The following is a 20,432-nucleotide window of genomic DNA, read 5'->3' as shown; positions in this document are numbered from 1 at the left end:
GCTCCGATCCGCCAATCCGAGGAGCGCGCATGGCCGACATCAACAGCAAGCTGGAAATCGGCGTCACCACCGGCCCGATCCGCGGCTCCAAGAAGATCCACGTCGGCCCGCTCGGCGTGGCGATGCGCGAGATCCACCTGGAGCCCGGCAGCGGCGAGCCGCCCGTGCGCGTCTACGACACCAGCGGCCCCTACACCGACCCTGACGCGCGGATCGACATCGCCTCCGGCCTCGCCCCCTTGCGCCGCCCCTGGCAGCTCGCGCGCGGCGACGTCGAGGAGTACGCCCCGCGCGAGGTGAAGCCGGAGGACAACGGCCAGCTCGGCCCCGACCGTTCCGGCGGCGTGCCCCCGTTCCCCACCGCGTTGCGCCGCCCCTTGCGCGCGAAGCCCGGCATGAACCTCAGCCAGATGCACTACGCCCGCCGCGGCATCATCACGCCTGAGATGGAATACGTCGCCGAGCGTGAGAACCTGGGTCGCGCCCGCCTCGCCGAATACAAGCGCGACGGCGAAAGCTTCGGCGCCTCCATCCCCGACTACGTCACGCCCGAATTCGTGCGCGACGAGGTCGCCCGCGGCCGCGCCATCATCCCGTCAAACGTCAACCACCCCGAATGCGAGCCGATGGCGATCGGCCGCAACTTCCTGGTCAAGATCAACGCCAACATCGGCAACTCCGCCGTTGCGTCCGACGTCGCATCCGAAGTCGACAAGATGGTCTGGTCGATCCGCTGGGGCGCCGACACCGTCATGGACCTCAGCACCGGCCGCAACATCCATGACACGCGTGAGTGGATCATCCGCAACAGCCCCGTGCCGATCGGCACCGTGCCCATCTATCAGGCGCTGGAGAAGGTCGGCGGCGTGGCGGAAGACCTCACCTGGGAGATCTTCGCCGACACCCTGATCGAGCAGGCCGAGCAGGGCGTCGACTACTTTACCATCCACGCCGGCGTGCGCCTGCCCTACGTGCCCCTCGCCGCCAAGCGGATGACCGGCATCGTCAGCCGCGGCGGCTCGATCATGGCCAAGTGGTGCCTCGCGCACCACAAGGAGAGCTTCCTCTACGAGCGCTTCGACGAGATCACCGAGATCATGAAGGCCTACGACGTCGCCTACTCGCTGGGCGACGGCCTGCGCCCGGGCTCGATCTACGACGCCAACGACGAGGCCCAGTTCGCCGAGCTCTACACCCTCGGCGAACTGACCAAGCGCGCCTGGGCGCAGGACGTGCAGGTCATGATCGAGGGCCCCGGCCACGTGCCGATGCACAAGATCAAGGAGAACATGGAAAAGCAGCTCGAGGCGTGCGGCGAAGCGCCGTTCTACACACTCGGGCCGCTCACCACCGACATCGCGCCCGGCTACGACCACATCACCAGCGGCATCGGCGCCGCCCAGATCGGCTGGTACGGCACCGCGATGCTCTGCTACGTCACGCCCAAGGAGCACCTCGGCCTGCCCGACCGTGACGACGTGAAGGTCGGCGTGGTCACCTACAAGCTCGCCGCCCACGCCGCCGACCTCGCCAAGGGCCACCCGGCCGCACAAGTCCGCGACGATGCGCTGAGCAAGGCGCGCTTCGAGTTCCGCTGGCGCGACCAGTTCAACCTGTCACTCGATCCGGACACGGCGGAGAAGTACCACGACCAGACGCTGCCGGCCGAAGGCGCCAAGTCCGCGCACTTCTGCTCGATGTGCGGCCCCAAGTTCTGCTCGATGAAGATCAGCCAGGAAGTGCGCGACTTCGCCGCCAAGCAGAACCAGCCGGTCCAGACCTTCATCGCCTCCGAAGAAGAAGCCGAAGCCGGCATGAAGGCAATGAGCGCCAAGTACGAGGAAGGCGGCCGCGAACTCTACGTCGGCGCCGGCAACCGCGAGCACGACTGAGGCGGAAAGGGGGAGGGCGGCGCGCACTTGCCGCCCTCTCCAACTGCACTCCTCAGGGATGGGTCCGCGTCATTCCGCCCTCCTTCGTCATTCCCGCGAAAGGCGGAAATCCATCTCCGGGTGGTTCGTGTTACGCGAGCTCAGGAGATGGATCCGTGCCTGCCCGGGACAGCGTGACGCTCAACTTCGATCCGCAAGAGCCGATCCGAACCGTTCTGTCCCTCGGCGCCGGCGAACTCAGCGAAGACGAACTCACCGCCTGGTTCCGCGACCACGCCGCCTAGATCCTCCCCGAGCTCGTCTCGGGGAGGGGGACCGCTCGCGTAGCGAGAAGTGGAGGGGCAGGCGACACAAGGCGAAGCAAAGAGATGCGAGGGCCACTGCCCTCGCGCTCCCCACACCGTCACCCTCGCGCCGGCCAAAGCCCTCGCGCTTGCCCGCGCCGCCGCGCCATCGCACAACCGCAAGCATGAACCCCGCCGCCACCGAACTCGCCATCCGCGCCCGTCGCGCCCTGTTCAACCGCGCCATCGCACAAGGCGACCTGGCCGCCATCGGCCCCTTGCTCGCCCGCGACTGCGTGATGCTCACCGGCACCGACAGCGCCGTGATCGCCGGCCGCCTCGCCCAAGTGAAAGTCTGGCGCCGCGAGTTCGCCGCCCCGACCCGCGACATCTACGTCCGCAGCCCCGAGACCTTCGACGTCTCCACCCTCGCCCCGATCGCCATGGAACACGGCAGCTGGGATGCCCTGGCTTCCGACGGCGATGCCGCCGCTACCGGCACTTACGCCGCCAAGTGGCGCGAAGTCGCAGGCGAGTGGGTGATCGAGGCGGAAGTGTTTGTCACGATGGCTTGATACGAACTCAGAAGGGGCAAATGTATGTACGATTTGACTGAAGGCGCGGTCTTGGTCGTTGCTCAGGGCGTTCGAGATACCGTCGACAGTCTTGATAGCGCCACGGAAACTACCTTGCGAACCTTTGCCGATGCCGTCGCGGGATTGCGTGGATCAGGTTTACCGGCGGACAAGGTACAGCAGGTGCACGAAGATCTTATCGATGCTCTAGTCAAGGCGCGGGATGCTCGCAAAAGTGTCCTCAAAGCCGCGCGCTGTATGGCGGCTATTCTACACAGAAGCACGCAACGCGAATTGGATGTGGGCTGTCCGATACCTTGGGCGAAAATCACGTTTGCTCCTTCGAACAACTCAACAGCGTCTTCCGAAGATGCCACATGACGGTCGCAGCCTGTGAAGACAGAGCATTGGCGCAGCACTGGAAGCTCTTCGTAACGCTTCCCGCAGAACGGACCGACTGGACAGGACCTATTCCGCCGCCAGCAGCTCCTCCGCGCCGCCCAGGTCGACGCTGACGAGGCGGCTGACCCCGCGCTCGACCATGGTCACGCCGAACAGGCGGTGCATGCGGCTCATGGTCACGGCGTTGTGGGTGACGATCAGGTAGCGGGTGTGGGTTTCGGTCACCATCGCGTCGAGCAGGTCGCAGAAGCGCTCGATGTTGGCATCGTCGAGCGGGGCGTCCACTTCGTCGAGCACGCAGATCGGTGCGGGGTTGGTGAGGAACAGCGCGAAGATCAGCGCCACCGCGGTCAGCGCCTGCTCGCCGCCGGACGCCAGGGTGAGCGACTGTAGGCGCTTGCCGGGCGGCTGGGCGAAGATCTCCAGCCCGGCTTCGAGCGGATCGTCGGAATCGACCAGCGCCAGGTGTGCCTGGCCGCCTTGGAACAGCCGGGTGAACAGCCGGCGGAAGTGCGCGTCCACCGCCTCGAACGCCGCGCGCAGCCGCTCGCGCCCCTCGCGGTTGAGGTTGCCGATCGATCCGCGCAGGCGGTGCACGGCCTCGGTCAGCTCGGCCTTCTCGGTGGCGTTGGTGCCCAGCTGCGCCTCGGCCTGAACGAGTTCGTCAGCGGCGACGAGGTTGACCGGCCCGATCCGCTCGCGCTCGGTGGAGAGGCGGTCCATCGCGGCGGACTCGTCGACGGCGAGGCCGACTTCCTCGCTGGCGAACCCGAAGCGGCCGGGCAGCAGCGGCGGCGGGGACTGGAAGCGCTCGCCCGATACGCGGTTCATCTCGACCCGGCGCGCATCCTCGTTCTCGGCGCGGGCGGTCGCCCCGGCGCGGGCCTCTCGGGCGGCGGCCAGGCTCTCCTGCACGGCGGCGAGCGCGGCGTCGGCCAGGCGGGCGGCTTCGGTGGCCTGCGCCAGCGCGGCCTCGGCCTGCGCAAGCTCGGCGGCGAGACGCTGGCGGATTATTTCGCCCGCCTCGATCTCGGCAGCGAGCGCGGGCGGAATGGCAGCGATGCCGGCGCGCTCGTCCTCGATGGTTTCGAGCCGCAGCGCGGTGTCGGCCAAGCGCTTGGCGGCGTCCCCGGCGCGTGCCTGCCAGCCGCGAATGTCGGCGCGCTGCGTGGCCGTCCGCTCCCGCAGCGCCGCCAAGCCCTGGTCGTGCGACGCCAGCGCTGCGGTGGCGGACTGCAAGGCGCGCCGCCCCTCGTCGTTTGCGGTGCGAGCGGCGGCGAGGGCAGCGCGGCCGGCGGCAGGGTCGGGAAGGGCGGCGTGCCGGGCGGCGGCGGCATCCGCATCGGCTTGGGCGGCGCGGGTCTGCTCGGCAAGGTCGGCGCCGGTGCGCTCGAGCTCGGCCCGGCGCGCGGCCTGGCGATTGCGCGCATCCTCGGCCCGGTCGAGGGCACGCAGCGCCGCGCGCTCCGCCTCGACCGCGGCAGAGACGGTGCGCTCGGCGGCGACCAGCTCCTGCTGGAGGGCGGACAGTGACCGTTGCGCGTCAGCTAGCGCCACTTCGGCGGCGGCGGCACGGTCGCGCAGTGGCGGCAGCTGCGCGTCGAGTTCGGCAAAGCGGTTCTCGGCCTCCAATCGCGCGGCCTCCGCCGCACCTTCGCCGCGAGCCACGAAGCCATCCCAGCGGCGCAGCGCTCCGGCGCGAGTCACCAGCCACTCGCCGGGAGGGAGCGGCGCGCCGTCGTCCGCCTCGGCCACGCGGACCAGTGCGAGGCGGGCGGTGAGTTCGGGTGGGCAGCGGGTGACGTGATGAGACAGGCTGTCGGCTCGCGGGGGCGGTGTCGGGGCACCTGTCCAGAACCGCCCCTCCGCCGAGGCCGTGGGACTGCCGAGCGGAACCTTAGCATCGCGGCCCAGCACCGCTGCCAGCGCCCGTTCGTAGCCCGGCTCAACGCTCAGCGCATCGATGGCGACCGGCAGGCCGTGGGCAGCCTTGGCACCTTTCGCCCGCGCCTCCCGGTCTCGCAGCAACGCGGCATGCTCGCGCTCGATGCCGGTGAAATCGGCGCGCGCGCCTGCCAGTGCGGCGCTGGCCTCGTCGCGGGCGGTCTGCAGGTCGGCTTTGCGAGTGGTCAGATCTGTCAGCGCGACACGCGCCGCAGCCAACGATGCCGTCGCTTGGTCCCGACGCGCAGCAGCCCGTGTAACCGCGTCCTCCGGGTCGCCGGCGCGATCGAGCTCGGCGAGCAACGCCGCGTGGCGGGTGCTCTCGCTGGCGAGCCGTTCGAGCCTACCGTGTGCCTGCGTCCGCTCGGCTTCGGCGATGCGCCACTCGGCTTCGACGCCGGCTTGCTCGGCAGTGGCCTGCGCCAGGGCGAGCTCGGCGGCGCGCGATGCGGCTTCGGCACGGTCGAGTGCGACGACGAGTTGCGGACGTTCGCTCCCGGCGGTTTGGAGGCGCTCGGACGCCTCCGTGAGCTCGTGCTCAAGGCGGGTGAGTGCACCGGCGGCATCGCGGGTCAGGCGATCGGCATCGCTGCGGTCCTGTTCCATGCGGGCGCGCTGGCGGTCGAGGTCGGCAAGTCGCTGCTCGGCCGCCTCGAGCTTGCCCGCCTGGGTGGCCAGACGGTGACCTTGCGCACTGGCATCGTCGCGCCGGTCGGTCACAGCTTCGCGCGCATCAGCGAGCGCCTGCGCTGCCGCAGCTTGCGCAGCCTGCGCCTGGCGCGTGACATCCTGCATGCCGGCGACTGCCGCCTCGGCGGCTTGCGCTTCCTTGCGCGCGGCCTCTGCTGCCGCCGCCGCATCGCGCCAGCGGGCGAAGACAAGGCGGGCCTCGGCGACGCGGATCTGGTCGGAGAGGGTACGGTAACGCTCCGCCGCGCGTGCTTGGCGGCGCAGGGTCGCTACTTGCTTGTCGAGGCCGGCCATCAGGTCGTCGAGGCGCGCGAGATTGGCTTCGGTGGCGCGCAGGCGGGTCTCGGCGTCCTTGCGCCGGACGTGGAGCCCGGCGATGCCCGCGGCCTCTTCCAGCATCGCGCGCCGCTCGGCGGGCTTGGCGTTGATGACGGCGGCAATGCGGCCCTGGCTGACGAGCGCGGGCGAGTGGGCGCCGGTCGCGGCATCGGCGAAGATCAGCGCCACGTCCTTGGCGCGCACGTCGCGCCCGTTGACGCGATAGGCGCTGCCGGCGCCGCGCTCAATCCGGCGAACGACTTCCAGGTCCTCGCCCGCTGCCGTGCCGGCCTGCAGGACCACCTCGGCAAAAGCGCGGGGCGGGCGGCTGGCGGTGCCGGCGAAGATCACGTCTTCCATGCCACCGCCGCGCAGCGACTTGGCCGAGCTTTCGCCCATGACCCAGCGGATCGCTTCGAGGAGATTGGACTTGCCGCAGCCGTTGGGGCCGACGACGCCCGTCAGCCCCGGCTCGATGCGCAGTTCGGCAGGCTCGACGAAGCTCTTGAAACCGCTGAGCTTCAGCCGCCGGAAGTGCATCGCGTGATCAGGCGGATCTGCAGGGCGGCGAATGGTGCATCAGCGCGCGCCGGCGGCCTGCAGCTTGGGCTCAAGCGTCGCCCAGTCGGCAGTGCCGACCGGCGCGTCGTTGATGAAGAACGTCGGCGTGCCCGAGACCTCGTACTTGGTCGACGCGGTCTCGGTCTGCTTGGCGAGCGCGTCGGCCTTGGCGGTGTCGGCGAGGCAAGCCGCTCCCTGGTCGCGTGAGATGCCGCGCGAGGCGAAGAACTCGCTCATGCCGGCAAGCTGCGCGATTGCCTGCATGCGCTGCGCGGGTGGGAGCGCAGCAGCCTGCTGGATCTTGGGATCGCCCGCGGTCTGCAGGTTGGTGAACATGTTCGGCTGCCAGGCCCAGAACTGCTCCGAGAGCGGAACCACTGCCTCGTTCGCGCCGCATGTCGCCAGCAGGGTGGCGGGCACATCAAAGGCGTTGAGCATGAAGAAGCGCAGCTCGTAGCTGACGCGACCACTGCCAACGTAGTCGTTCAGCAGCTTCTCGCCGCTTTCCTTGGCGAACTGGGCGCAGTGCGAGCAGGAGAGGGCGCCATATTCGACCAGCTTGATCGGCGCGTTCGGGTTGCCGACGCGGTAGCCGCCCTCCTCCGTCTTGGTGACGACATCGCTCCAGGCCTTGCCGGCAGGCGGTGCGACCTTGGCCGCAGATTCACCGCTCGGCGCAGCGTCGGTCTTCTTGTCGCCACAGGCCGAAAGGGCGAGCGCCAGCGGGAGTGCGGCAGCGGCAAAGGCGAACGAGCGGAAACGGGAAGCCATGCAAGAGGTCCTTCTCACAACAGAGAGTGCGCTAGCGCAGAGCGGCGCAGGATCAAAGCGGAAGCGCTGGCTCAGGCCGGATGTCTCCACAGCTTGCGCCTGCGCTGATGTCAGAGGCGGGCGTCGATCTGCGCCGCCAGCGTCTTCCAGTCGTGGGTACCGACGAGCACGTCGCCGCCGATCGCGAAGCTGGGCGTGCTGTCCACGCCTTTGGCGGAAGAGGCTTCGGTCTGGGCGGTCACGCGCTTGAGCACGGCCGGATCGGCCAGGCAGCGATCGACCTGCGCGCGGCTGTAGCTCCAGCGGGCCATGATTGCGTAGAAGTCGAAGTCCGATGCAATCGCGCGCAGGCGGGTGGGAACGGGGCCGCTGGTCCAGCGCGCGGTCTGCGCCTCGGTGAAGCTGTCGTACTTGGCGAGCCAGCGATCCTGCGAGGCCATGAAGCCGTTGTGCCGCGTGAAGAAGGTCTTGGGATCGCCGCAACTAGTCAGCATGGCGATCGTCAGGTCGATCGGATTGCGCACCACTTGCGAGACGGTGACCGCGACCTTGCCCTGAGGCACGTAGCTCAGGCGCAGCAGCGGTTCGGCTTCCTTGTGGAAGTGCGCGCAGTGCGGGCAGGTGTAGCTGACATACTCGGTCAGTTTCACCTTTGCCCTGGGGTTGCCGAGCGTGAAAGTGCCGTCGGTGCCTTGCACGACCGCGGCGTTCCAGTTGCCGTGGCTGGCGGACGCAGGTGCCGCCAACGACGGGGCCGGTGCGACGGTTGTGCAAAAGGCGGCCAGCACGAGTGCGGCGATCAGGCGGATGCTACGATGGATCACGTCTAGTCCTCAGTCCTGTCCTTGGCCGCGCCCATGCTGCGGGCGAGTGATTCGAGCACGGCGCGAAGCTCCGGATCACCGATATCGCGCAAGGACTCGCCAAGTTCCATCGGGATCGGCTTCAGCGAGGGAGGTGCGCTTCTGGGCCCAGAAGCAGGCGGCGGCTTAACCTCGCCTTGCCGGATCTTGGCGCGGGCCACGGCATTGTAGCCGAAAAAGCGGTTCACCCGCTCGATGATCTCGGGGATCACGTGCTGGATCAGCGGTGCGTGGGCGGGAACGACCACCAGCTGCAGGATGCCGTCGTGCTTCTCGCCCGGCGGGAAGCGGATCGATTCGGGCGTGCAGACCTTGGCATGCCGCACGCCGACGATCTCGGGCCAGCGGCTGACGACGCTCGACTGGACGAAGCCGAAGCGGCGGAACGCCGTGCGGCCGACTTCGGGCATGAGGTCGCTGATGGCGCGGGCCTGGCCGCCGCGAGGGCGTTCGTAGGGCTTCAGGCCGGCGGCCTTGGCACCCGCCTCCGTGCTGCGGGCAGAGGTCTTCGCCGGCTTATCCGCGGCATCCTTGCCCGTATCGCGATCTGACACCCGTTCGGCCCGTTCCATTGCCGGCCAGCCAATGCCATAGCGGCGCGATGGACGCCAGTTCGCATAGTGCCGCCGCGCCCGCGCTGCTCGCCCCTGCTCTCTTGGATTGGTACGATGCGCATGCCCGTACGCTGCCTTGGCGCGCGCAGCCGGGAAGCGCCGCGCCCGATCCCTATCGCGTGTGGCTGTCCGAAGTCATGCTGCAGCAGACCACTGTGGCAGCGGTGAAGAGCTACTTCGCCGAGTTTACCCGCCGCTGGCCGACGGTCACCGCCCTGGCCGAGGCTCCGGAAGGAGAGGTGATGGCCGCGTGGGCGGGGCTGGGCTACTACGCACGGGCGCGCAACCTGCTGGCTTGCGCGCGTGAGATCTTGGCGCGAGGCGGCTCGTTCCCCGACACTGAGGAGGGCCTGCGGGCGCTGCCGGGGCTGGGAGCCTATACCGCAGCGGCGGTAGCGGCGATCGCGTTCGGTCGCCGGGCGGTGGTGGTCGACGCCAACGTGGAGCGCGTCGTCTCGCGCCTGTTCGCGATGGCAGAGCCGCTGCCGGGATCTCGACCCGCGATCCGCCGCCATGCCGACGCGATCACCCCGGAGCAGCGCGCCGGTGACTTCGCGCAGGCCATGATGGACTTGGGCTCCACCATCTGCACGCCGCGCAGTCCGCGCTGCCTGCTGTGCCCGCTTTCGGCGCTGTGCACGGCGCGCAAGACGGGCGAGCCCGAGCGCTTTCCCGTCAAGGCCGCGAAGAAGGCACGGCCGCAGCGCACCGGACGCACATTCTGGATCGAGCGCGCCGGTGCGGTTTGGCTGGTGCGCCGCGCCGGTAAGGGGATGCTCGGCGGCATGCGGGCGCTGCCCGACGATGGCTGGAGCGCGAAGAGCGACGGCAGCGGCGAGGCTCCGGTGTTCGGCGCCTGGGACGCGGGCGGCACGGTGGCGCATGTCTTCACCCACTTCAGTCTCGACTTGCACCTCATGATCTATCGCGGGAACGAATGGGCCACTCTCGACGCTGAACAAGGCGAGTGGTGGCCAGTCGAGCGCATCGAAGAGGCCGGCTTGCCCACTCTGTTCGCCAAGGCGGCGCGCCTCGCGCTGGTCACAACCGGAGTCGAGGCTTGAAGTCCGAAAATCGCGTGCTCGAAGCTGCCCTCAACCGCCGAGCGCTGCTCCAGCTGGGAGCGGCTGCGGGCCTGAGCGGCTTGCTGCCTGGGTTGGCGCAGGCGGCGGCTCGCCCGGACATGCTCGCCAACGTGCGCGCGCTGCTGACCCGGTGGGTGGGGCCGGGCAAGTTTCCCGGACTGGTCGCCTCGCTCGGCCGGCCGGGACAGGCGCCCGAGTTCGTTTCGCTCGGCAGCCAGGGTTTCACGGACGCCGATCCGATGACGCCCGACACGCTGTTCCGCATCTATTCGATGACCAAGCCGATCACCGGCATGGCGGCGATGCACCTGATCGCGCAAGGCAAGATGGCGCTCGATCAGCCGGTCCATGAGGTGCTGCCGCAGTTCAAGGACATGAAAGTCCAGAACACCTACGATGGCTCGATCACCGCACTCCACCCGGCGCCGCGGCCGATCACCATGCGCCATTTGCTGACGCATACCTCGGGCCTTGGCTATGCCATCGTCCAGAGCGGCCCGATCGTGCGGCTGATGGAGCAGAAGGGCCTGATCCCCGGCCAGGTCACGCAGCTGCCGATCAATGGCTTCACCCGCGCCAAGTCGATCTCCGGGCTCAAGGCCTTCGCCGATGCCCTGGCGCAAGTGCCGCTGGTCTACGATCCGGGCACGCACTGGAGCTACTCGATGGGGCTCGACCTGATGGGCCACGTGATCGAACTGCTGAGCGGCAAACCGTTCGATCAGTATCTGAAGGACACGATCTTCGGTCCGGCGGGCATGAAGGACACCGTGTTCCAGGTGCCACGTGCGGACGCAGGCCGGCTGGCGACGAACTATGGTGTGATCCAGGGCATCTTCGTCGCCATCGACGAGGGCAATCGCTCGCTGTTCCTGGAGAAGCCGGCCGCACCCTTCGGCGGCGCGGGGCTGGTGAGCACGCCACGTGACTACGACCGCTTCCTGCGGATGCTGGCGCAGTTCGGGCAGATCGACGGCAAGCGCGTACTGTCGGAAAAGGCGGTGCGGCTGGGCACGTCCAACCTCCTGCCCAAGGGCGTCGCCGGACCCGCGATCATGGGACCTGCCGGGGGATTCGGCGCGGGCGGCCGCGTCGGCCTGGGGCCTGAGGCGGGCATCTACGGCTGGGCGGGCGCTGCGGGCACGGTTGGCATGGTCGACATGGTGCACGGCCTGCGCTCGCAGATCTTCGCGCAATTCATGCCTGCCGATTCGATGAAGCTATTGCCCGAGTTCCAGACTGCGCTGAAAGCGGACGTCATGGCTCTCCTGGAGAAACGATGAGCACTCTGCCCCCGATCGCCTTCGCCGGGGCGCGGATCGACCGCGCCGATCACATCCGTTCCGATCCCGTCGCGCTGGAAGCGTTGAGGGACGGCGGCCGGTTGCTCCACATGGAAGGCCTCGACCCGGTATTGACCGAGGATGGCCGCCTAGCCTGGAGCGACGTCGCGCGGCTTGCAGCGGACGCCGAGCTGGTCTTCCTCGGTATCGATCCGGACCACGGCGGGATCGGGTGCTTCGCGCAAGTCCCCGCGCATTTCCCGCGCGAGGCGATGATCGCAGGGCCACGGAGCTGGCAGGCGATGGCGGTGCTGCCCGCCGACGAACTCGCAAGCTATGGCGCCGCGCGCGCACTGGTCGGCTGGCATGCGCGGCACCGCTTCTGCGCTCAGAGCGGGCATCCCACCACACTGACCAAAGGCGGCTGGCAGCGCAACTGCACCGATCCGGACTGCCGGGCCGAGCACTTCCCGCGCACCGATCCGGTGACGATCATGCTGGTGGAGCATCAGGGCCAGGTGCTGCTCGGGCGGCAACCGCGCTTCCCGGCCGGGCGCTACTCGGCCCTAGCCGGATTCGTCGAACCGGGCGAGACGATCGAGGAGGCCGTCGCGCGCGAGGTGTTCGAGGAAGCGGGGGTGCGGGTGCGCGACGTGACCTACGTCGCCAGCCAGCCCTGGCCGTTCCCGTCCTCGCTGATGATCGGCTGCCACGCGCAAGCCGACGATCCGGCAATTACCGTCGACACCACCGAACTGGAAGACGCGCGCTGGTTCTCGCGCGAGGACGTGGGCGATGCGTTGCAGGCGATCGCCAGCGGCGATGCGGGCCGCAGCTTCGGCGCCCCGCCCGCGACCGCGATCGCGCATGTCCTGCTGCGCTGGTGGTACGATCGCGGGGATTAAGCCAGCGTCCGAGCTGCGTTCCTATCCCGGCGGGAAGAGGATGAGGGATCCCTAATTCACCATCTCGCCGATCTTCGCCGCCAGCGCCTCGATGGCGAAGGGCTTGGTGATCATGGCCATGTTGGTGCCCAGGAAGCCGGCACGGATCGCGGCGTTCTCGGCATAGCCGGTGACGAACAGGATCGGCAGGTCGGGCCGATGCTCGCGCGCGACTTCGGCCAGCTGGCGCCCGTTCATGCCAGGCAGCCCGACATCGGACACCAGCAAGTCGATCGATTGGGCCGAGCGCAGGATGGGGATCGCTTCGACGGCGTCGCCGGCTTCGAGCGGGGCATAGCCGAGCTCTTCCAGCACCTCGCGTACCAGCAGGCGTACCGACGGATCGTCCTCGACCACCAGCACGGTCTGACCATGGCCTTCCTGCACGGCGCCGGGGCTGTCGCTCTGGCTAGTGGCGTCACCCTCGCACGCGGGCAGGTAGATCTTCACCGACGTGCCTTCGCCCGGGCGGCTGTGGATGCGCACCTGGCCACCAGATTGGCGCGCGAAGCCGTAAACCATGGAGAGGCCCAGGCCCGTTCCCTGGCCGATCGGTTTGGTGGTGAAGAACGGCTCGAAAACTTTCTCGATCACGTCGGCCGGCATACCAACGCCGGTGTCCGAGACGGCGATCACGACATAGCGGCCGGGCGCCACATCGGGCTCCGTGGCGGCATAGGCCTCGTCCAGCTCGACGCTCTGCACCTCCACGGTCAACTGGCCGCCATCAGGCATGGCATCGCGCGCGTTGATCGCGAGGTTCAGGATCGCGTTCTCGAGCTGATTGGCATCGGCAATGGCGTGCGGCGCGTCCCGCCCGGGCACGATCTTGAGTGCGATGTTCTCGTTGATCGTGCGGCGCAGCAGGTCGTCAAGCGAAGCGGTCAGCGCATTGACGTCGAGCGGCCGCGCATCGAGCGACTGCCGGCGCGAAAAGGCGAGCAGGCGCGCGGTCAGCCCTGCCGCGCGGTGCGCCGAGGCGGAGGCCGCGTCCATGAAGCGATCGAGGTCCTGCGTCCGGCCAGAGGCGATGCGGCGCTTGACGATGTCGAGGCCGCCGATGACCCCGGTCAGCATGTTGTTGAAATCGTGCGCGATGCCGCCCGTCAGCTGACCCACGGCCTCCATTTTCTGGCTCTGACGCAGCGCTGCCTCCGCGCGGGCGCGGCTCGCCATCTCGGCTTCGAGGTCGTGGGTGCGCTCGGCGACTTTCTGCTCGAGCGTCTGGTTCAGGCGCTGGGCCGCCTGGATCAGCCGCGCGTTCTCGATCGAGATCGCAGCCTGGGCAGCAAGGCCGACGGCAAGCCGCTCGGAGCGGTCGCTGAACTGAGCCGGTTGGCTGTGGCCGAAGAACAAGCCGCCGATCACTTCGCCCGAGCGTGAAGCCACCGGCACGGCGAGGTAGCTGACCACCGGGATGTGGCCCGCGGGCATGCCGTGGTAGGTGTCGTTCTGACCGTAGCGAGGATCCTGCCGGATGTCGTCGGAGCGCACCACGCCCTCACCCGCGAATGTCGGGCCGAAAACCGCGGTGTTGCGCGGCATGGGGTAGTTCTCGAAGGCAGAGTGTGGCGGCCCCGACAGGCTGAACAGCAGGTAGCTTTCGCCGTCGTCATCCACCTTGTTGTAGAAGAAAGCACCAGCCTCCGCGCCCGTAAGCTCGCGGCCGGCATCGACCACCGCCTGTACAAGGCTGTCGAGGTCGAGCTCGGCCGCTACCTTGCTGCCGGTACGGTTGAGGATCTCCAGCGCATGGCTTTCTTCTCGCAGCGCGGCTTCGGAGGCAGCAAGCGCTGCCTCGGCGCGCTTGCGTTCGGAGATGTCCATGATGGTGCCGACGAAACGCGTGGCGCGCTCTTGATCGAACACCGCGCCACCTTTTGCCGCGACCCAGCGCTCCACGCCGTCGGACAGCCCTATAGTGCGGTATTCGATGTCGTAGTCGACCTTGCCGTGTGGATCGAGTGCGCGGCTGACCGCGTCAACCGTGCGCGCGCGGTCTTCAGGGTGCAGGCCGGCGATGAAGCTGTGTTCGAATGTGATCTCCGCATCCGGCGGCAGGCCGAACAGCGCCTTGCAGCGCAAGTCCCAACGCAGCACGTCGCCAATGGGATCGTAGTCCCAAGTTCCGATATTAGCGGCTTCGGTTGCAAGACGCAGGCGGCTTTCCGAACTGGCGAGCTCGGCGATGCGATCCCGCATCTCGAACTGCTTGCGCCGGGCATGAAGCGCAGACGCAACGGCGCTGACGAGCGAGGCTATGCCGAGCGGCCGCTCCAGGATGACGGTGTTGTTGACCAGCCCGGCCAGTCCTTCAAGCGCGGTGTTCGGCGCCGACCGGCCGGTGCGCTGTGCTTTGAGGAGCACGAACGGCAAATCCGACCACGGCGGCTGCCGGGACAAGGCGTCGCGCAGCAGTTCTATCCCCGTGCCCAGCGCCTCCTCGGTCACCAGCACGGCGCCGACTTCATCGTCTATGTGCGCCGCCACTTGGGCGAGATCAGCGCAAGGCGCCGCCTCGTAACCCTCACGCGTCAGCAGCGCGGCAACGCTCTCCGCATCACGGCCGAACGGCGCGCAGACAACAACCCGCCGGCCCTCGTTCGATGCCTCAGTTGGCACTCAGCCGGTCTTCCATCAGCGGGGAGCCTTCGCCGGTGAATTCGGGCGTGCCGGTCAGAATGCCTCTGAACTCCACCAGGGGAGCACCGATCCGCAGGCCATTGCCATCGATGCGGAACTCGCGGATCGAATCCTCGTGCATGCCGCCCCGGTTCTTAATGATCGAGATCGCCTTGCGCACGCGGCCCCCCGCCTCGAAGTAGCGCAGCAGGATCACGGCGTCCGCGATATAGGAAATGTTGAGGTTGGTCGCCATGGTGCCGACCAGCCCTTGCTGCGGGTTGATCAGGAAGGTCACCACGCCGCGCTGGCTGAGATAGGAGAGCAGCTCGTGCATCTGCAGCAGCAGTTGCTGTTCCTGCGGCATGGCGGCCATGTAGCCGTTGAGGCTGTCGATCACGATCACGCGTGCCCCGCGCAGCTCTACCTCTCGGCGCACGCGGGTCGCGAATTCGCCAGGCGAGATCTCGGCCGGGTCAATCTGCTGCAGGACCATGCAGCCGCTGTCCAGGTGCGTGGCGATGTCGAGGTTAAAGGCGGCGGCCCGGCTCATCAAGGTGCCGACGCGCTCGTCGAACTGGAAGATCGAGACCGGCTCACCCCGCTCGCAAGCAGATTGGACATACTGCAGCGCGATCGTTGTCTTGCCGGAACCCGCGGGCCCGGTGACCAGCACGTTGGTGCCGCGCAAGGGACCGCCGTTCAGCAGATCATCGAGCTCGCCGATGCCGCTCGACATCGGCTCTTCCTTGAAGTCCTGGTGGTGATCGGCGGCGATCAGGCGCGGGAAAATATCGAGGCCACCCTTGCGGATGACGAAGTCGTGGTACCCGGCGGTAAAGTCGATCCCGCGCAGCTTCTGCACTTGCATGCGCCGCCGCGCCGCGCCGAAGTCGAGCGTCAGCCGCTCCAGCGTGATCACGCCGTGACACAGGCTATGCAGATGCGCGTCGCGCGCCTCGATCGATCCGGTCATATCGTCGACCAGCAGCACCGTGGAAGCACGTCCGGCGAAGAACTGCTTGAGTGCGAGCACCTGGCGGCGATACCGTAGCGGGTCTTGGGCCAGCAGCCGCATCTCCGAGAGGCTGTCGAACACGACGCGGGCGGGGCGCACGCGCTCGACCTCGTCCTGGATCAGCCTTACGGTCTCGCCCAGTTCCATTTCCCAGGGATGGATGATCGATTGTTCGCGCCCGCCGCCGAAGACATCGTCCGCCGAGTTGAACTCGAAGACGTCGAAGCCTTCGAGATCCCAGTCGTGCGAGGCCGCGACGGCGCGGAGTTCCTCGCGGGTTTCGGATAACGTGATGTAGAGCACGCGCTCTCCGCGTGCCACGCCTTCGCGCAGGAACTGGAGCGCCAGAGTGGTCTTGCCCGAGCCGGGCGCACCTTCGAGCAAGTAGAGCCGATTGGGCGTGAGTCCACCTTTGAGGATGATGTCCAGGCCATCGTTGCCTGTCGATATCGTCGTCTGGTCAGCCATCGCCCTCGGATCTTCCCTGCAGGAACCCACAAGCGCATGTCGGCGCTTGCGGTTCGAACTTTACGGACTGCCGGAAAATACGGGATGCGGCAATCGTCACCATGGCGGAACGGGGCGCAAAGCATCCCCATCCCGCCGATTGGTGGCGCCCTTACCGTCAGGTTCGGTTCCATGCACTAGGCCTTTGAGGCAACGGCAAAAAGCGCCGCTCCTTCGCAGGCCGGGAGATCACTCCTCCTCGGCCGCCTCAGCCTCTTCCTTAGTCTTGTGGCTCACGCCCTGCTCCTCGGCCGGGGGCGAATAGACGGTGAACAGCTTAAGCGGTTCCTCGCCCTTGTTGATGATGTTGTGCTTGGCGCCCTTGGGGATGACGATGATGTGGTTGGGCGTAACTTTCGATCGGCTGCCGTCGACCACCGCCTGACCCTCGCCAGAGACGAAGAAGGTCGTCTGGTCGGCGTCGTGCGTTTCCTCGCCGATGTCGTCGCCAGGCTCGATGCTCATCATCACGATCTGGCAGTTCTCGTCATAGTAGACTTCCTTCTGGAAGTTCTTGTTCTTCGTGGTGAGAGCGATGATGTCCTTGTTGAACACGGCCATGCGGGGATCCTTTTCGCAAGTTGGATAGGCAAGCAAGCGTCTGGAAGTGCGGCCGTTCCTGCAATCCGGCCTTCCGCTGCCCACAACGATGCGTGTGCGCCGAAGGTTCCTCCCCGCCGGCTGCGAAACTGACGGCATCGGCGCGGTACCATCCGGCGCCTCCGTGCGTTGCCACGGTGACCCACGCGACAGGAGTTTTCCCCCACCATGCCCATCCGCGCCGTGCTTTTCGACATCGACGGAACCCTGGTGGACAGCAACGACCTGCACGTCCTCGCCTGGCAGCGCGCCTTCGAACAGGTCGGCGTGCCGGTCGATGCTGAGACGATTCACGGGCAGATCGGCAAGGGCAAGGACATGCTCGTCCCCACGCTGCTGCCCGATGCCGATGCCGCCACCCAGGACCGGGCCGGTGACCTCCATGGCGAGATATTCAAGGCCGACTACCTGGACAAGGTCAGGCCCTTTGCCGCTGCGCACGACTTGCTGGCCCGGGTGCACGCTGACGGCAAGACCGTGGTCCTGGCCTCATCGGCTTCGGCCTCCGAACTGGAGCACTATGTGAAGCTGATGGATGCCGCCGATCTCATCGACGTTTCGACCAACGGCGACGAGGTCGCGCGTACCAAGCCAGCGCCCGACATCTTCGCCGCGGCCCTCGCCAAGCTGGCGCCGCTCACGCCGCAGGAGGCCGTCGTGGTAGGGGATACGCCCTACGACATCGAGGCCGCCGCCAAGTGCGGGATTGCCGCGGTGGCCGTGCGCTCGGGCAAGTTCCCGGATGCGGCGCTGAACGCTGCCGGCGCGGTTGCGATCTACGACGATGTCGCAGCCTTGCTTGCGGACTACGAGGGTTCGCCCCTCAATCGCTGAGGCTGTGACAGGAGGCGGCGCACGGCATCTGCCTCCATGGCCCGGCCGAACAGAAAACCCTGCCCATAGCGGCAGCCGCGCGTCCGCAAGTAGCGCGCCTCTTCCGCCGCTTCGATGCCTTCGGCGATCACGTCCATGCCGAGCCGGTCCGCCAGTCCGATGATCGCATCGACAATCGCGGCGTTGGCGGAATCGGGCGCGAGATTGGTGACGAAGCTGCGGTCGATCTTGATCACGTCGACCGGGAACGCCTGCAGATGGGTGAGCGAGGCATAGCCGGTGCCGAAATCGTCAAGCGCCAGGGAAATGCCTTCACGGTGGAACCGCTCCAGGACATCGCTGACCGATTCCGCGCCTCGGCCCAGGAACACGGTCTCGGTAACCTCGATCTCGAGCAGCGACGGGGACACGGCGTGCCGGTGCAGGCAGGCCATGACGCGGTCGAACAAGTCCTCGCGCCGGAACTCGGCGGGGGAGAGGTTCACCGCCACTCGCCCGAAGTTCAACCCCTCGTCGCGCCAGCGCGCCATGTCGCGGCAGACCCCGTCCAGCATGCGCGCACCGAGCGCGGTCGCAAGGTTGAGGTCCTCGAACGCGGCCCACAAGTGATCGGGCCCGAGCACGCCCAACGTATCGTGCCGCCAGCGCATCAGGGCCTCGAACCCGGCGATGCTGCCATCCGTCAGTCTGACCTTGGGCTGATAGTACGGCATCACTCGCTCGTCCGCGATGACCTTGCGCGCCGTCGCGAGCATCGAGGCGCGGCGCTGCACCGGCTCGCGCAACTGCGGCCGGAAGATCGTCAGCGTACCGCGCTGCGCGGCCTTGCCGGCATAGAGCGCGATGTCCGCCGCCTTGAGCAGTTCGTCGGTCGTGCCGCCATCGCGCGGGAACAGCGCTGCACCCGCACTCGCCTCGCACGCGATGCCCGGGCCGTCGCCCTCGGGACCATCGGGGTTGTCCTGAAGCGACGGGAGCACCAGCGCGTGCAGCAGTGCCTCATCTTCGATGGGGACGAAGGCGGCGAACTCATAGCCACCCAAGCGGGCAACGAAGCCGGTCTCGCCGATGTAGGCGCTCAGACGTGCCGCGAAGGTGCGCAGCAAGGCGTCCCCGCCATCGTGGCCGATGGTGTCGTTGGCTTCTTTGAAGTTGTCGATATCGAAGATGACGAGGGCGAGCGCGGTGCCTTGCTGACGCGCGCGCTCGATTGCGGTCTCCAGATGCTCGTGGAAGAATGCGCGGTTGGGCAGCTTGGTCAGGGCATCGTGATTGGCGGTCCACCTCACGCGTTCGTCGGCATTGCGCTGCTCGGTCACGTCACGGATGGTCACCAGGACGCGGTCGAGCCGGCCGTTCGGCGCTTCGATCCGCCAGCCGCTGGTCTGCATCCAGCGCTCCTCGCCGTCGTCGGCACGTCGGATGCGCAGGAGCACCTCGAAGCGGTGCTCGCTGTCGTTGGCCTGCACCGCCGCGACCAGTTCCTGTAGCAGGTGGCGGTCCTCCGCCACCACCAGGGCCAGCGCCGTGGTGATTTCCGGCTCCGCGTCGATGGGTAGGCCCAGCATCCGCTTGAAATCGTCTGACCACTCGCGCCGCCCCTGTACCGCGTCGAAGTCCCAGATGCCCAGGCCGGCCGCCTGAGCGGCTAGACGAAAGCGTTCCTCGCTCTCGCGCAGGGCCTCCTCCGTGCGCATGCGGTCGTCGACATCCTCGAGAGTGCCGTACCAGCGCACGACCTCGCCGGCCTCGTCCAGCCTAGGAGCCGCCCGGGCGCGGAACCATCGGTCGGTCCCGTCGGCGGTGTGCAGCCGGTAGGAGACGTCCACCGGCTGCTTGGTCGTGAGTGCCGCTTCCCAATCCCGGCAGGTCGGAGCCACATCGTCATCGTGCAGCGCGCGCATCCAGCCATGGCCGAGCGCGTCTTCGGCCGAGGTCCCGGTGACGTCGGCCCAGCGCGGGCTCACCTCCAGGATCGCTCCATCGGGCGTGGCGGTCCAGCGGATCTGCGGCGCGAGCTCGATGCTATTGCGGTAATGCGCTTCGCTCTCGCGCAGTTCGGCTTCGGCGTTGCGGCGGACGGTATCGTCGAGCACCACGGCCACGGTCGCCGTGGGCCGGCCGTCGCTGGCGCACAGGAAGCTGACATGGACCAGACACCAGGTCTGGGTGCCGTTGGGCCGCAGGTAACGCCGCTCCATCCGAAACGGCGTGCCGTTGCGTGCGTGGTGGCGATAGAGCTCCAGCAACGGGCCGATTTCGTCGGGGTGCGAGTGCTGTTCGAGCGAGATGCCCGCCAGTTCATCGCGCTTGCGCCCGATCAGGTCGCAAAAACAATCATTTACCGCCAGGATACGCCCGTCGAGCGAGCGGCAGACGACACCGACGTGGGCGCGGCTGAGTGCGTCGATGATGTCCTGCGGTGCGAGCGGCTGCAAGGGCTCGTACGGATTTTGCGCCAAAGCCATAGTCGGGGCGACACGTTGTAACTCGCGAAGGAGGTGGGCCGCCCGCGCGCTCTCGAGCGGCATCGGGGCCTTTCCGTCGTGCTCAGAAACCTCCTTCATCTGTGCCAACTCAGCCCTTCCAGGATCGCCTGTGCGCGTCTCGCGCTGGACAGCGCAG

General features: G+C 67.8%; 16 protein-coding genes. 8 read left to right on the top strand and 8 right to left on the bottom strand.

All coding sequences use genetic code 11. The annotated features are described in order from the left end of the window. Positions 1 to 29 precede the first annotated feature (29 nt). From thiC to GV044_RS17345, 4 genes are all read left to right on the top strand, one after another. Positions 30 to 1,892, top strand: a complete 1,863-nt coding sequence (gene thiC, locus GV044_RS17355; RefSeq protein ID WP_159873195.1) for a phosphomethylpyrimidine synthase ThiC — start codon at positions 30 to 32, stop codon at positions 1,890 to 1,892. Between the two features lie 155 nt (positions 1,893 to 2,047). Next, positions 2,048 to 2,176 carry a hypothetical protein gene (locus GV044_RS22610; protein WP_256377295.1) on the top strand — a complete coding sequence of 43 codons (129 nt, stop codon included), beginning with the start codon at positions 2,048 to 2,050 and terminating at the stop codon, positions 2,174 to 2,176. Between the two features lie 185 nt (positions 2,177 to 2,361). After that, on the top strand, positions 2,362 to 2,751 hold the full coding sequence (locus GV044_RS17350; protein WP_159873193.1) for a DUF4440 domain-containing protein: 390 nt from the start codon (positions 2,362 to 2,364) through the stop codon (positions 2,749 to 2,751). A 24-nt stretch (positions 2,752 to 2,775) separates the two neighbouring features. Then, on the top strand, positions 2,776 to 3,132 hold the full coding sequence (locus GV044_RS17345) for a hypothetical protein (protein WP_159873191.1): 357 nt from the start codon (positions 2,776 to 2,778) through the stop codon (positions 3,130 to 3,132). 87 nt (positions 3,133 to 3,219) lie between these two features. On the opposite strand, the gene GV044_RS17340 is transcribed toward GV044_RS17345, so the two are convergent. The 4 genes from GV044_RS17340 to GV044_RS17325 all read right to left on the bottom strand — a co-directional run bounded on the left by GV044_RS17340 (position 3,220) and on the right by GV044_RS17325 (position 8,872). Further along, positions 3,220 to 6,645: a chromosome segregation SMC family protein gene (locus tag GV044_RS17340; protein WP_159873189.1), complete on the bottom strand. Its 3,426-nt coding sequence runs from the start codon at positions 6,643 to 6,645 to the stop codon at positions 3,220 to 3,222. A gap of 39 nt (positions 6,646 to 6,684) precedes the next feature. Beyond that, positions 6,685 to 7,437 carry a thioredoxin domain-containing protein gene (locus tag GV044_RS17335; protein WP_159873187.1) on the bottom strand — a complete coding sequence of 251 codons (753 nt, stop codon included), beginning with the start codon at positions 7,435 to 7,437 and terminating at the stop codon, positions 6,685 to 6,687. 110 nt (positions 7,438 to 7,547) lie between these two features. Beyond that, positions 7,548 to 8,261 (bottom strand): thioredoxin domain-containing protein, encoded by a 714-nt coding sequence (locus GV044_RS17330; protein ID WP_159873185.1) that lies wholly within the window; start codon positions 8,259 to 8,261, stop codon positions 7,548 to 7,550. Positions 8,262 to 8,263: 2 nt separating this feature from the next. Next, positions 8,264 to 8,872 (bottom strand): DUF721 domain-containing protein, encoded by a 609-nt coding sequence (locus tag GV044_RS17325; protein ID WP_159873183.1) that lies wholly within the window; start codon positions 8,870 to 8,872, stop codon positions 8,264 to 8,266. Positions 8,873 to 8,901: 29 nt separating this feature from the next. Here GV044_RS17325 and GV044_RS17320 point away from each other — a divergent pair, with 29 nt between their 5' ends. The 3 genes from GV044_RS17320 to nudC are packed head-to-tail and all read left to right on the top strand — an operon-like array spanning position 8,902 to position 12,187. Next, on the top strand, positions 8,902 to 9,978 hold the full coding sequence (locus GV044_RS17320) for an A/G-specific adenine glycosylase (protein WP_159873181.1): 1,077 nt from the start codon (positions 8,902 to 8,904) through the stop codon (positions 9,976 to 9,978). Further along, entirely contained in the window at positions 9,975 to 11,282 is a 1,308-nt protein-coding gene (locus tag GV044_RS17315) for a serine hydrolase (protein ID WP_159873179.1), read from the top strand. Before GV044_RS17320 ends, GV044_RS17315 begins: the two co-directional genes overlap by 4 nt. Next, on the top strand, positions 11,279 to 12,187 hold the full coding sequence (nudC, locus tag GV044_RS17310) for an NAD(+) diphosphatase (RefSeq protein WP_159873177.1): 909 nt from the start codon (positions 11,279 to 11,281) through the stop codon (positions 12,185 to 12,187). The genes GV044_RS17315 and nudC overlap by 4 nt, the downstream gene beginning before the upstream one ends. A gap of 51 nt (positions 12,188 to 12,238) precedes the next feature. Here nudC and GV044_RS17305 read toward each other — a convergent pair whose 3' ends face one another. The 3 genes from GV044_RS17305 to GV044_RS17295 form a co-directional block, all read right to left on the bottom strand. After that, a complete protein-coding gene (locus GV044_RS17305; RefSeq protein WP_201299146.1) occupies positions 12,239 to 14,848 on the bottom strand; it encodes an ATP-binding protein in 2,610 nt (869 codons plus the stop codon). Continuing rightward, positions 14,838 to 16,334, bottom strand: coding sequence for an ATPase domain-containing protein (locus GV044_RS17300; RefSeq protein WP_159873175.1), 1,497 nt, complete (start codon positions 16,332 to 16,334; stop codon positions 14,838 to 14,840). The genes GV044_RS17305 and GV044_RS17300 overlap by 11 nt, the downstream gene beginning before the upstream one ends. Before the next feature lie 228 nt (positions 16,335 to 16,562). Then, positions 16,563 to 16,934, bottom strand: a complete 372-nt coding sequence (locus GV044_RS17295) for a cupin domain-containing protein (RefSeq protein WP_159873173.1) — start codon at positions 16,932 to 16,934, stop codon at positions 16,563 to 16,565. A 207-nt stretch (positions 16,935 to 17,141) separates the two neighbouring features. On the opposite strand from GV044_RS17295, the gene GV044_RS17290 reads away from it, so the two are divergent. Further along, positions 17,142 to 17,807: an HAD family hydrolase gene (locus tag GV044_RS17290; RefSeq protein WP_159873171.1), complete on the top strand. Its 666-nt coding sequence runs from the start codon at positions 17,142 to 17,144 to the stop codon at positions 17,805 to 17,807. Here GV044_RS17290 and GV044_RS17285 read toward each other — a convergent pair. Next, complete coding sequence (locus GV044_RS17285; protein ID WP_159873169.1) at positions 17,780 to 20,275, bottom strand: EAL domain-containing protein; 2,496 nt, start codon at positions 20,273 to 20,275, stop codon at positions 17,780 to 17,782. The genes GV044_RS17290 and GV044_RS17285 overlap by 28 nt on opposite strands. Between the last annotated feature and the right edge of the window lie 157 nt (positions 20,276 to 20,432).

This window comes from Novosphingobium sp. 9U (assembly GCF_902506425.1).
GTDB lineage: Bacteria > Pseudomonadota > Alphaproteobacteria > Sphingomonadales > Sphingomonadaceae > Novosphingobium.
Note: the sequence above shows the minus strand (reverse complement) of the source record. Positions and strands in the feature narration are given on the sequence as shown.